The sequence below is a fragment of the Clostridia bacterium genome (assembly GCA_017438525.1).
Taxonomy (GTDB): Bacteria; Bacillota; Clostridia; order Oscillospirales; family RGIG8002; genus RGIG8002.
On record JAFRVI010000046.1, the window covers coordinates 1 to 12,530 of the forward strand.

Below are 12,530 nucleotides of genomic sequence, written 5' to 3' on the forward strand. Positions count from 1 at the left end.
CCCACGGGACCCATTTATGGGTAGTAAGTAACAGATGCATGGCTGGCAGGCCAATCTAAAACGCACTTGTGCGTCGCCAGTATTATAAGGGCTATGCCCGAAAATGAAATACCCCCCGTTTTACGGGGGGATATTTATTGCGCTAATCACTATTCTTTATACTTCGCCCAGATCTTGTCGGTTACGTACTGCTTGCCGAAGAGCGCGTCGTACTGGAATAAATGCTGACGTTCCAGCTCGGCGTTCTCCTCTTCGGTGACGGAGCCGCTTTCCGCGATGCTTCCGTCGCCGCGAAGGTAGTAGTCGCCGCCGGTGCCCTTGACGAGTTCGCTCTGCTGAAGCAGGTATTTGAAGTATACGGGCTGCGGCAGGGAATAGATCTCGGTCATATACGGGATCAGGTAGTAGGTGCTCAGCGACGTATCCGGGCTTGCGGAAACGTCCGTGTAGTTGTCCCAGATGACGAAGGGAGGGGTGTGCAGGTCGTAGAAGCCGGGGAGCGTATCGGAGGTATTCTTCGTGTAGCCCGCGGCATAATAAGAGGAGTCCTTATTGCCGAAGGAACCGAGGTGGTCGCCGAAGAACATGATTATCGTCGGTTCGCCGCAGGTCGAGAAGTAATCGGTCAGTTGCCTGAGCATATCGTCAGCGAACTTGATGCTCGTAGCGTAGCTGCGTATCGCTCCGAAGACGCGGCTCGAAAGGTCTGCGCTGCCGTCGGTGGCGTTTATCATCGTCGCTTCGTCGTAGTCGCCGCCGCCGTAACTGCCGTGGTTCTGCATCGTCACGGTGAAGTTGAAGAAGGGCTTGCCGGTAGCGCGGTTCTCTTCATACTGGCTGATGATCATATCCGCGGTCGATTCGTCGCTGACGTAGGTGCGCATGCGGAGCGGCAGGTAGAAATCCGGCTCGGAGACGAACTTCTCGAAGCCGATAAGCGGATATACGTTGTCGCGGTTCCAGAAGTGCGGCCCGTAGGAATGTATCGCAACGGTGGAGTAGCCCAGCTCGTCGCGCAGGAAGCTGACGTAGCTCGGTGTGACCTTTTTGACGTGCTGCTGGTATGGTGTGGAGCTTGCGGGAAGGTAGCGCAGACTGTAGCCGGTCAGCAGCTCAAACTCAACGTTCGCCGTGCCGCCGCCGAACTGCGGCGTGAAGTGCGTTCCGCCGGTCTTTGTCCGGGTCGTTTCGTGCAGCGTAGGCGTCGTGGACTGCTCGAAGTTGATATACGCGAACTTGTCTGCGTCCGCGAAGGATTCGTTCATAACTATAATGATGTTCGGCTTTTCGTCGCCGTTTGCGGTATACGCCTCGTTCAGTTCCGCAATCACCTCGTCGTATGTCGCCTGTGCGGAGTCCTCGCCGTAGCCCGAGGGTTTCTCTGGGATGACGTAGGGGATGTTCGCGAGGAAGTTTACCAAAAAGCCGTTGTTGTTCCGCGTGTTCAGCTGCTTCCACTGATAAGCGGTCAGCCCTGTTGCCTTCAGGAAAGCGGGGTTGAGGAATGTTCCGAAGAATCCGGCGACGGTGACGGCAAGCGTGACGGCGGCGATTATCGCGCCGTTGCGCAGGCGTATCATCAGCCCGTTTCTGCGTATCACGAGCTTGTCGAAAAAGAAGAGGCCGACGGTTATCGCGGCTGTCAGCACTATTGCCGCTATCAGTCCGACCGTTATTTCGAGCTCGAGCATCCCGACGGTTTCAGCGGCTTCGGTTATTATCGTGAAGTCGCAGGGGAGTATCGTTTCGCCGCGGATGCTTACCTTCAGATAGTCGAAGTAGTTAAAGGCGCAGAAAACCAACGAAATCGGCAGGAATGCGATCCAGGTCCTTCTGACCAGAAAGAAAAGCACCAGCATAGGCATATAGACCATAAGAGTGTTCATTACGAACGCCCAGCCGCTCGGCATGAGAAACGCGCGCAGGAAGGTGCCTTCGCTGACGATGCACATTATAACGGTCAGAAGATTCGCGGCGATCAGAAGTATCGCGACCGGCGCTATGTATTTTTCAATTGTCTCTTTTGTCAGTTTTTGCCTTATGCGCATTGATAATCGGCTCCTTTTCGGCTCCGTATCTGCGGAGAAACGGTTTGATGATTTGAGCTGTCCGGCAAAAAGGAACGCCTCTGAAGCAGCGTTTTTTGCCGGCAAAATCCGAACTCTTACGAATATTCAGGAGATATGAGTAATATTCATATGAATATTACTCATATGGTATTTGCGTATGTTTACCCGTTTTATGTTGACAATGATACTGAAACCGCGGGGAAGTGCGGTTTTGCGGATATTTGCGGAGAGAATAAACGCTTTACTTGAAGCGACGACTATTCCGAAGCTATTTTACGGAAAAGCTCCGAGATGTGTTCATATTTTTTGAGGTATTCGGGATTATCCTCCGCGTCGTCCGGCGCGGTGCGTATATACATACGCAGTCCGGACGGCTCGGCGGTAGGCGGCTCCATATCGCCGCAGAGTTTCTTATATTCGGCGCGCACCTTCTGCGAGACTGCGCTTCCGGAGAAGGTGAAGTATTTGCTTTGCGGGTATCCGGATGGGAGGAGCTTGCTTACGTCGGCGACGCCGCCGGCGTTTTCGAGCAGCTTATACTTGCCTTCGTCGGTAATGAAGAGCAGCACTTCGCCGGTCATTATCTCCGCCTGGAAGCGCTGGTTGTAGGAAAAGTTGAGCTGTGGGTTTCCCGCGTTCGTGGAAAGCCCCATAACCTGCACGTTGACCTTTCCGTCGCCGTTCCAATCGTCGATGTATTCTTTAAGCACGTTTTCGTATGCGTAGACCTCGGTGTCGTATATGAAGAAATCGCCGGAGAGGATAACGGTCAGATCGTAATTTGTTTTTGAAAGACAACTTACGAGTCCGATCGTCAGCAGCACGGCGGCGAGTATCAGAGTTATGAATACGTATTTGTAGTAATAGCCGTATTGTTTGAACCAGTTGATGAGTTTTTTCATCGGTTTCCTTTCGTGGTGTGTTATACGGAGAGAAAAGGGAAATCCGCGGTCCGCGCGTACGGACCGCGGTCCTTTGCCATCGGCCTTTAGTCCTGCTGAAGCTCGAAATCATCCTTGCCGGCTCCGCAGAGCGGGCAGGTCCAGTCGTCGGGAAGGTCCGCGAACTTGACGCCCTCGGCCTCCTCGTCGTAAACGTAACCGCACAAAACGCATACGTACTTCATGATCGAATCCTCCTTTTGCATACCGGCATACCGCCGACTATGCGATTATAACATTATTCGGCATAAAAACGCAATACCTTTAATCAAAAAAGCCGCCCGAGGGACACTTGCCATAGAGCAGGCGTCCCTTGCGGTGCTTTTACGGGTGAGTGTGAATGGGACGTACGAAAAAAGAAATCGTTTATCTGTAACAACGTCGCGAGGCGGGGGGCAATCCCCGCCTCGATTTTGGATTATTAGTTAGTCCGGAATAAACTGTCTTGTTGAAGGCATATCCTGCCAGACGGTTCCGTCGGCGATGTAATATTTTCTCTCAATCACGCCGCTGACGGTGTGGTAATCAATAACAAAGACCTGACCGATCTGAAAACTGATAGGCGGGTAATTGTTGTACGGCAGAACCTCCCCAAGCTTTTTACAGTTCGCAAACTCGTTCCCGACATTTTCAAGCCGCCAGAACTCGCGCTTTGTCGCATAATCCGACCAGTACGACATATCCTGCTCGCCAAAGTAACTCGCCTCGTATTCTCTGTCCGCAACCGTCAGAGTGTCTTTTCTGATTGGAGACATTCCCCAGAGCACAAACTCCCTTGTCGAGGGCATATCCTGCCAGACGGTTCCGTCGGCAATATAATATTTTCTATCAATCGTGCCGTCGAATTTGTGATAGTCAACAACAAAAACCTGACCGATCTGAATATCCATCGGAGGATAATTGTTGTACGGCAGAACCTCCCGAAACTTTTTACAGTTCGCAAACTCGTTCCCGACATTTTCAAGCCGCCAGAACTCGCGCTTTGTCGCATAATCCGACCAGTACGACATATCCTGCTCGCCAAAGTAACTTGCGCTGTACTCTTTTCCGTCCACCATAATGCGTTCTGTTCTGATCTTATCCATAACGTTTTTTGCGCTAACTTGAAAAACAAGCTTCGGAAAAACCTTCAGAACGTTGCCACGGTCCGACGCATTGCCCGGATTAAATCCGTGAAAGCTTTGAAACGCTCTTGCAAATGATACCGGCGACTCATAACCGTATTTGAGTGCGGTAGCAAGCACCTTTGCGTTATCATATTTCAATTCCGTTCCCGCTTTTGTCAGTCTCCGCTTTCTGATATAATCGGAAATAGTAACTTCGGCTATAAGAGAAAACAATCTGCCTAGATCAAAGAACGAACAGCACGCGATTTGCGCAAGTTTCTCCTGTTCAATTTCTTCGGTCAGATGATTTTCAATATAGTCGATCACCGCGTTAAGCTTTTCCGCTGTGTTCATCATAGCGCTCATCTCCTTTCCGAGTCCATTATACAAAAAATCAGAACAAAAATCGCAACTTTTTCTGCAAAGATTGGTTTCAGTTTGTAGCCTTTTTTTCTTATTCTCTATTATAAACGACACCGTAAATCATTAATTCAATTCAAACCTCGGTACCACATCTTCTTTTGAATAACTCGACGTTATTTAGAATTCGTCCGAAATCATTATATCATAAAAATGTTATAATTTCCACTGCCTTCGGAAAATACTCTGACGTTTTTTCGTTCTTCGACCACATTTTTCCAAAACCCTCTTGACGAACATATCAATATTTTGTGTAATGCTATTTGCGGTTGGGTCGCTTTATGTAGGAAGAGTACGAAAATTGAATATCGCCGTCAACATATTAAGCGGCTTTACGTTTGACAATCCCTGCGGCGGGATACGAAAACGCCGCACACGTTTTGCTGCCCAAGGAACGAAATGCGCTTTTGATGACCGCAGGTTGTCAAAAGCGCTTTTGCGTTAGTTTCGAGGAAAACGACACGGAATGGATAAAAGCGAAAAAACTCGGGACGCCTGCTTTATCGCAGGCGTCCCGATCGGGCGGCTTTTTTGCGTTTGAAGTTATCAGTTGTTGCCGCTTGCCATCATCGAAGCGTAATAGGAGTTGTAGTAGGCGATCTGCTGGGAAACGACGGAAGCGACGTTGTTGTCCTCGTAGATATCGGAGGGGCTGTAGCGGCGGACTGCCGCGCTGCTTCTGTTTACGGCCGCTTCCTCGATCCACTTGTTCTCGACTTCTTCATACTTCTCGTTCTCGTAGTTGCTGATGAACTCGGAGAGCGCTTCGGTCATATATTCGGGCTTTTCGTACTTGTCGTAGGCCTTGATGATGTGCCAGCCGTAGGTGGATTCGCAGGAGGAAATTTCGCCGACGGCGAGATCCCATGCGGCAGTCTCGAACTCGCTGACCATATCGCCCTTCTTGAAGATATAGCCCTTGTCCTTGTCCATTCCGTCTTCGCTGTATTCCTCGACGAGCGCCTCGAAGTCTTCGCCGGCCTGGGCTCTGGCGAGCACTTCCTTGTAGGTGGCTTCGATCTCCGCCTTCTTCTCGTCGGCGGACTTTGTGACGTTGCCTTCTTCATCCTTATCGTCGGTCAGGCCCTGGGTCTTGAAGAGGATGTGCTTGACGCGGCGGTAATTCTCGTCGTATTCCTTCTTCTGATCCGCTTCGCTGACGCCGTTGCCGCTTTCTTCGCCGTAGAGCAGCTCCTTGAGGTGCTCCTGGATGATGCCGGCCTTGACGATGCGCTCATAGGTCTCGATGGAAACGCCCATCTCGTTGAGGTTTGTCTCGAGCTCGGCCTTGCCGCCGTTCTGGGCGTAGTTGGATTCGAGGGTGGCCTTGTCTTCGTCGGTGAACTCGATCTTGTACTCGGCGGCCTTCTTCTCCATGATGATGACCCAGGCGCAGTTCTCATACGCCTTGTCTATGACGTAATCCTTCGCGGGCTTGTTCTCAACGATCGCGTCCCAGAGGGTAGCAGGATTCTTGTCTTCGCTCGACTCGCTCGAAGATTCGGTGGAGGATGACTCGGTGGAGGACTCGGGCTCATCGGAAGAAGCGGGTTCCCCGGAGGATTCGGGCTCGGAGGATTCGGGCTCGGAGGATTCGGGCTCGGAGGATTCGGGCAGGGACGCCTCTTCGGAGGATTCGTCGCTGCTCTCGGAATACTCGCTGGAGAGCTGTCCGTACTGATACTGCTGCTCGAGGTTGAGGATGGCGGAGTGCAGGAAATAGATGTACATTCCGGCGGGGATATCTTCGCCTTCGACGGTTCCGGCGGTACGGGTAGCGAGTCCGCAGCCGCTGAAGGATACCGCTATGCCGCCGAGCAGGCAGGCGATAACGATGAGGGAAACGAGTTTCTTTACGGTTTTCATTTAGCTTGACATTCCTTTCTTATTTGGAGACGTCACCGGAATCGTCGATTTTAACTCATCCGGTACATATTGCGCCATTTTGTATTTATCTAACACTTCTTCAATTATACTCAAAGTTTGACGCTTGTCAACATTTTTTACGTAAAGATAGGGTTTTGCCCCGACTTTTACAGAAGCGTTCCTGCCGATAATGAGTGCGGCGCGGCCGAGAACGGCCTCATCCGGCTCGGTCGGGATGACGCATAATCCGCCGTTTCGGAAGGATATCTCGTCGAGCTCCAGGCGATTGCCGTCGGCGCGGAGCAGGGCGATCTTTATCAGGTCGGAAACGCACTTCGGCGGATCGCCGAAGCGGTCGTTCAGCTCAGCGGCGACGGAGTCCGCGTCCTCGCGAGAGGCGACGGCGGCGATTGCGCGGTAAAGCTCGATGCGCGTCAGCTCGGAGGCGACGTAGCTCTCGGGAATGTAGGCGGAGACGGGCAGGTTGACGAAGCAGTCGGCGTCGCGTACCTCGGGCGCCTCGCCCTTCTCGGCGCGCACGGCCTCGGCGAGCAGCTTCATATAGAGGTCGTAGCCGACAGCGTCCATATGGCCGCTCTGCTGGGAGCCGATGAGGTTGCCCGCGCCGCGTATTTCGAGGTCGCGCATCGCGATCCTGATGCCGCTGCCGAACTCGGTGAACTCGCGCAGCGCGGCGAGGCGCTTTTCGGAGACCTCGCTGAGCGCCTTATCCTTGCGGAAGGTGAAATAGGCGTAGGCGCGGCGCGCGCTTCTGCCGACTCTTCCGCGGAGCTGGTGAAGCTGCGAAAGCCCCATCAGGTCGGCGTTCTCGACGATGAGCGTGTTGACGTTCGGCACGTCGATGCCGGTTTCGATGATGGTGGTGCAGACGAGTATCTGTATATCTCCGGCGACGACCGCTGACCATATGTCCGACAGCTCGTCCTCGTCCATCTGTCCGTGGGCGACGGCGACGGCGGCGTTCGGGAAACGCTCCGCTATCCGCGCGGCGACGCGCTCGATGCCTTCGACGCGGTTGTAGAGGTAATAGACCTGTCCGCCGCGGGAAAGCTCGCGCTCGATCGCGCCGAATACGAGCTTCGGCGAGTACTCTGCGACGAAGGTCAGCACCGGCTGACGGTCAACGGGCGGCTCCTCGAGCATTGACAGATCGCGGATGCCGGAGAGCGCCATATTCAGCGTGCGCGGTATCGGAGTCGCGGAGAGCATCAGCGTGTCGACTCCCTTGCAGAGCTGGCGGAGCTTCTCCTTGCTCGCGACGCCGAAGCGCTGTTCCTCGTCGATGACGAGCAGGCCGAGGTTTTTGAAGCGAATGTCTTTTGAAAGTATGCGGTGTGTGCCGACGATGAGGTCGCATCTGCCGTCGGCGAGGCGTTTGAGTATTTCGTTCTGCTCCTTCTTCGTCTTGAAGCGGGAGAGGAACTCGATCTCGACCGGCATCCGCTCGAAGCGGCGCACGGCGGTGTTGTAATGCTGGAGCGCGAGCAGCGTGGTCGGCACGAGTATCGCCGCCTGCATACCGTCTGAGATGCACTTGAAGCATGCGCGGAGCGCGACTTCCGTCTTGCCGTAGCCGACGTCGCCGCAGAGTATGCGGTCCATCGGAACGGAGCTTTCCATGTCCGCCTTGACCTCCTCGGCGCAGCGGAGCTGGTCGTCCGTCTCTTCGAACGGGAACGCGGCCTCGAATTCGCGCTGCCACTCTCCGTCCGGGGAGAAGGCGTGGCCGGGGCGGCTGGTGCGCTCGGCGTAGAGCTTGATAAGCTCTTTTGCGAGGTCTTTTGCGGCGGCCTTCGCGCGCTTCGTGGCGTTTTTCCACGCGGTGCCGCCCATCTTGGAGAGCTGCACCGCGCCCTCGGCGTGTCCGCCGATGTATTTGGAGACGAGATCGAGCTGGTTGACCGGCACGAAGAGAGAGTCCGTTCCGGCGTATTTTATCTTGATATATTCCTTCGTAACGCCCTCGAACGTCAGCTGCTCGACGCCTTCGTAGCGCCCGATACCGTAGTAGGAATGTACGACGAGGTCGCCTTCGCGCAGGTCTGCGAGGGAGTTGACGGGGCTGCCTTTTTTGTGGAGCTTCGCGCGCTTTCTGCGCGCGTAGGGGAGCTCGCCGCAGGTAACGACGGCGGCGTTCGCGCTTTCGTATTCGACGCCGGAGGAGAAGAAGCCGTCGGTGACGGTGACGACGCCTGCGTCGATGCTTTCCGGCTCGTGCAGGAAGCGGGCGCCCACGCCGTTTTCGCGCAGGTATCCGGCGACGTATTCGGCGTTCTTTTCGCTGCCGGCGAAGAGAAGCACGCGGCTGCCCTTGCGCTTGTAGGAGCCCATTAGTTCGTCGAGCTGAGCCAGGCCGCCCTGCCACGCGCCCGTTGCGCGGACGGGCACGCGCTCCTCGAAGTCGCGCTTGAATTCGCCGGACGTGCGGCGCAGGTCTTCGAGCAGGAAGGAGGCCTTGCAGTTATAAACGGATACGAACTCCGCGTATTTCAGACGCAGCCCGTTCTCGCCGCCTCCGAGTGAGCCGCTCTCTATGAGCGCGGCCTGCTCCTCGCGCCAGGCGGTCGCGGATTCGCGCGCGCGTTCGGCGCAGGCGTGCGGCTCGGCGATGAAGACGAGCGCGTCTTCGCAGTAATCCGCGAGGGTCGCGGCTTCCGGCATTATGAGTTTCTGGTATTTATCCGCCGACGGCAGCCGCCCGAACGCGCGGAGGCGTTCGAGATCGGAGGCGGCGGAGGCGTCCTTTTTCGCGAGCGCGGCGAGGGCGGCTTCGAAGGCGTCCGCGTCGTCCGGCGCGCATTCGGCGCAGGGGGTTATCGCGCACTCCGTCAGCTTTTCTCCGCGGCGCTGGGTGAAGACGTCGAAGCGGTTGACGCTCTCAAGCGTGTTGTCGAAAAAGTCGAGGCGCAGGGGGCTGTCGGACGGCGGGTAGAAGTCGATGATGTCGCCGCGAAGCGCGAACTGCCCGACGCCCTCGACGGTGTCGACGCGTGTGTAGCCGCCGCCGGAGAGCGCGGAAACGACTGTGTCCGGCGGGTATTCACCGCCGGCTTTCAGCGGAAGGATGCGCCTCGCGAGCGTTTCGGGCGGCAGGGTGGTGTCCATACACGCGGCGGCGGGTGCGACGACGGCGTTTGCCTTGCCATCCAGCAGCGCGGAAAGCGCCGCGAGACGCGCGTGCGCGCTGTCGCGGCTGAAGCCCTCGACGCTGTCGAAAACGAAGTCGCGCTGCGGGAAGACGTACACTCCGTAGCCGAAGAGCGTCTCAAGGTCGTGCTTCATCGAAACGGCGGCCTTCTCGTCGGGAACGACCACGACGGCGGGCTTTCCCGTGTCCGCGGACAGCGCGAAAATAAGCTGCGCTTTTGCCGCCGCGGAAAGTCCGCATAGGTAGGCGCAGCTCTCTTTCTTTATTGCTTTTTCGAGTCGCGGGCGGCATTCGAGCTCGCTCACGAGCTTTCTCAAAGCGTCAATCATTTGATACCCATTTTTTTCTTAAGTCTTATATCCGTCCCGCAGAAAAATACCGGTGTGTAGTCGCCGGTCAGACGGGAGTAGACCGCGTCGGAGTAGCGTTCGCTGAGCTCCGGGATCGAAAGGTTTGTGCTGATTATAGTCGGAAGCGCGGACATGATGCGCGAATTTACTATCGTGTAAATGAAGGTGCGTGTGGAGGCGGTGTTGTGTTCGGCTCCGAGGTCGTCGAGTATCAGCAGATCGCAGGAGCAGACGGCCTCGGTCAGACCTTCGTCGCCTCTGCCGAAACGCTCGTTGTCGAGCTTCGTCATCAGCGTCGGAACGCTGTCATAGATAACGCCGAGTCCGGCGTCGACCGCTTCTTTGGCGACGGCGAGGGATAGGTGCGTTTTGCCGAGTCCGGTGCCGCCGGTGAAAAGCAGACTGTCGCGCCGCGTGCGTATTTCCGCAGCGTAGCGTTTGACGTAGGCGAGCACGTCGGTCATGCGCTCTCTCGGAGATTCCTCGAGCATTTCGTCCGTTTCTTCGGAGTAGTAACCGAGGTCGAAGTCATCGAAGGAGGTCAGCTTCAGACGGGAGGATGCGTTCAGCCGTTCGTAGGCGGTCAGCCGCAGCTCTTTTTTCAGGCAGTCGCACATCCTGCCGTCGATATAGTATTCGTCGCGGCACTTGTCGCATGCGTAAATTTCGTCGAGATAGTGCTCGTCGAGGCCTGCGTCGGCGAGCAGTTTTTCGCGCTCGGCACGGAGCGCGTGGTTTTTCTCCATGATTCTGTTGAAGGATTCGGCACTGTTGCCTGAACGCAGCGCGGCGAAAAGCGCGGATGAGGTGCCGCGAAGTTCGGCGTCGATCTCGCTGAAGCGGGGATTCGCTTCGCGAAGCAGCGCGCGTCTTTCTTCCGTTATCATGGAGCAGAGGTTATGCTTTTGCTTCAGGTGCGCCAGCGCTTCCTCGTATACGTCTCTGCCGTAGCTCATTCGGAGGCCTCCTTCAGCTTTTTGCGTCCCCATTCCTCATAGGCCTTTACGTCGGCTTTGGAGAAGGAACGGTTGGCGCCGTTCTTCTCCGGACGCGTATTTTCTTTTTCGAGGTCTTTCTTCTTTTTGATGCCCTGCTCGCGCCACTTTTTGAGTATGCCGTTCATATAGGCGAAGGACGCCTTGCCGGTGTTGTCGGCGGTGCGTTCGAAGGCGACGGTGATGAGGTCCCAGCCCATGCCCCATTCGTTTATCCAGCGCTGCAGGTGGGTTTTTTCGGAAGTAGTGAGGTTGCGCCCCTCGATACCGACTATGGATTTTATCTTCGTCTCCGCCTTGTCGGCGGCTTTCATTTCGGCCACCTTCTTCTCGGCGGTTTCGTAGCTGTCGATGCCCTCATCCTGCCAGGAATATGCGAGCTTTTCGACGTAACGCATATTCGGCTTGCCTATCGAAACGCAGTACTGCACCATCAGCAGAAATGCGTCGGCGGGGATGCCCGCCCAGCTGTAAACGGAGAAAAGCGCCTCCGTTTCGGAGCGGGTGAGCGTATGTCCGACGAGCTCCTGCGCGCGCTTTAGCAGGAAGGAGAGCGTCTCATCCGTCTCCGCCGCCTTCGCGACCTCGACGGCGCCGGTCTTCTTCCGCTCGGGCGCGGGAGCCGCCTTCGGCTCCGCGGGCGCGCCGAGCACGCCGCTGTCCTTCCAGTATTCGACTATCAGCTCGACAGCGGAAACGCTCGCGCCGCTGGCACGGCAAAGCTCCTCCACGGTGACCGCGCGCGGCGCGTGGCGGAGGATATAGAGCAGTATCTTCAGCTTTTTCTCGTCGGCGTCCTTCATGAATTCGTCCACCAGCGCGGACGGAACTCCGAAATAGGGCGACGGGGTGAAGTCGATCTTGGGCATCGTTACCTCTGTAAGTTCATCGGCTGACCGCGGTCAGCGCGGTTTTGTAAATAAGCTTAATACGCCTTGCCGAAATAGACGAGATTCTTCGCCTTTTTCCCGCAGACGATGCAGGTATCCGCTATCGGCTCGCCATCGAAGGGGATGCAGCGCGAGGTCACGCCGGCGACCTCTTTGAGCTTGTCTTCGCATTCGTGGTCGTGGTTTTCGCAGAGCATCGCCTTGATGAAGCCGGGCTTGTTCTCGGCGATATCCTTGAAGGTCTTGAGGTCGGTCGCCTCGTAGATGTGGCTGTTGAGGTTATCGAGCGCGGCGGCGTAAAGCTCGCTCTGCACGTCGTCGAGCACCTTCTTCACGCTGTCGGCGAGGGAATCGTCGTTGGCTATGGTGAACTTGTCGCCGCCGGTGCGCTTGGCGGCCATGCAGACGCCGTTTTCGATGTCGCGCGGGCCGATCTCGACGCGGAGCGGTACGCCGCGCATCTCGTGCTCGGCGAACTTCCAGCCGGGAGTCGCTTCGCGCTCGTCGACGGTGACGCGGATGCCCGCGGCCTTCAGCTTGGCGGCGAGGGCGCGGGCGGCGTCGAGCACGCCTTCCTTATGCGCCGCGACGGGCACGACCGCGACCTGAACGGGCGCGATAAAACCGAGTATTAAACTATCACACCAGTCAATTAGATTTTGGTGAAGGTTTAATTGACACTAACCTCGATTATGAAGTTCAAAATAAGAAATTATTAGTTCAA

General features: G+C 56.1%; 9 protein-coding genes. All 9 read right to left on the bottom strand.

Translation table 11 applies throughout. From position 1 onward, the window contains the following. Positions 1-149: 149 nt before the first annotated feature. The 9 genes from IJL83_04470 to IJL83_04510 all read right to left on the bottom strand — a co-directional run bounded on the left by IJL83_04470 (position 150) and on the right by IJL83_04510 (position 12,402). Positions 150-2,048, bottom strand: coding sequence for a sulfatase-like hydrolase/transferase (locus IJL83_04470; protein MBQ6552851.1), 1,899 nt, complete (start codon positions 2,046-2,048; stop codon positions 150-152). A gap of 278 nt (positions 2,049-2,326) precedes the next feature. Then, positions 2,327-2,971 carry a hypothetical protein gene (locus IJL83_04475; protein ID MBQ6552852.1) on the bottom strand — a complete coding sequence of 215 codons (645 nt, stop codon included), beginning with the start codon at positions 2,969-2,971 and terminating at the stop codon, positions 2,327-2,329. Positions 2,972-3,057: 86 nt separating this feature from the next. Beyond that, positions 3,058-3,198, bottom strand: a complete 141-nt coding sequence (locus IJL83_04480) for a rubredoxin (protein MBQ6552853.1) — start codon at positions 3,196-3,198, stop codon at positions 3,058-3,060. 237 nt (positions 3,199-3,435) lie between these two features. After that, a complete protein-coding gene (locus IJL83_04485; protein MBQ6552854.1) occupies positions 3,436-4,473 on the bottom strand; it encodes a helix-turn-helix transcriptional regulator in 1,038 nt (345 codons plus the stop codon). Between the two features lie 609 nt (positions 4,474-5,082). Continuing rightward, positions 5,083-6,402 (bottom strand): peptidylprolyl isomerase, encoded by a 1,320-nt coding sequence (locus IJL83_04490; protein MBQ6552855.1) that lies wholly within the window; start codon positions 6,400-6,402, stop codon positions 5,083-5,085. After that, the gene (gene mfd / locus IJL83_04495) at positions 6,403-9,900 is read right to left on the bottom strand and encodes a transcription-repair coupling factor (protein MBQ6552856.1); all 3,498 of its coding nucleotides are present in this window, start codon (positions 9,898-9,900) and stop codon (positions 6,403-6,405) included. It abuts the gene before it with no gap. Further along, positions 9,897-10,877, bottom strand: coding sequence for an ATP-binding protein (locus IJL83_04500; GenBank protein MBQ6552857.1), 981 nt, complete (start codon positions 10,875-10,877; stop codon positions 9,897-9,899). The genes mfd and IJL83_04500 overlap by 4 nt, the downstream gene beginning before the upstream one ends. Continuing rightward, positions 10,874-11,785, bottom strand: a complete 912-nt coding sequence (locus IJL83_04505) for a DnaD domain protein (GenBank protein MBQ6552858.1) — start codon at positions 11,783-11,785, stop codon at positions 10,874-10,876. The genes IJL83_04500 and IJL83_04505 overlap by 4 nt, the downstream gene beginning before the upstream one ends. 56 nt (positions 11,786-11,841) lie before the next feature. Further along, a complete protein-coding gene (locus IJL83_04510; protein ID MBQ6552859.1) occupies positions 11,842-12,402 on the bottom strand; it encodes a hypothetical protein in 561 nt (186 codons plus the stop codon). Between the last annotated feature and the right edge of the window lie 128 nt (positions 12,403-12,530).

Bases quoted from the DNA above. Each gene is read 5' to 3' on its own strand.
- IJL83_04470 (MBQ6552851.1), bottom strand. From the start codon at position 2,048: ATGCGCATAAGGCAAAAACTGACAAAAGAGACAATTGAAAAATACATA.
- IJL83_04475 (MBQ6552852.1), bottom strand. From the start codon at position 2,971: ATGAAAAAACTCATCAACTGGTTCAAACAATACGGCTATTACTACAAA.
- IJL83_04485 (MBQ6552854.1), bottom strand. From the start codon at position 4,473: ATGATGAACACAGCGGAAAAGCTTAACGCGGTGATCGACTATATTGAA.
- IJL83_04490 (MBQ6552855.1), bottom strand. From the start codon at position 6,402: ATGAAAACCGTAAAGAAACTCGTTTCCCTCATCGTTATCGCCTGCCTG.
- mfd (MBQ6552856.1), bottom strand. From the start codon at position 9,900: ATGATTGACGCTTTGAGAAAGCTCGTGAGCGAGCTCGAATGCCGCCCG.
- IJL83_04500 (MBQ6552857.1), bottom strand. From the start codon at position 10,877: ATGAGCTACGGCAGAGACGTATACGAGGAAGCGCTGGCGCACCTGAAG.
- IJL83_04505 (MBQ6552858.1), bottom strand. From the start codon at position 11,785: ATGCCCAAGATCGACTTCACCCCGTCGCCCTATTTCGGAGTTCCGTCC.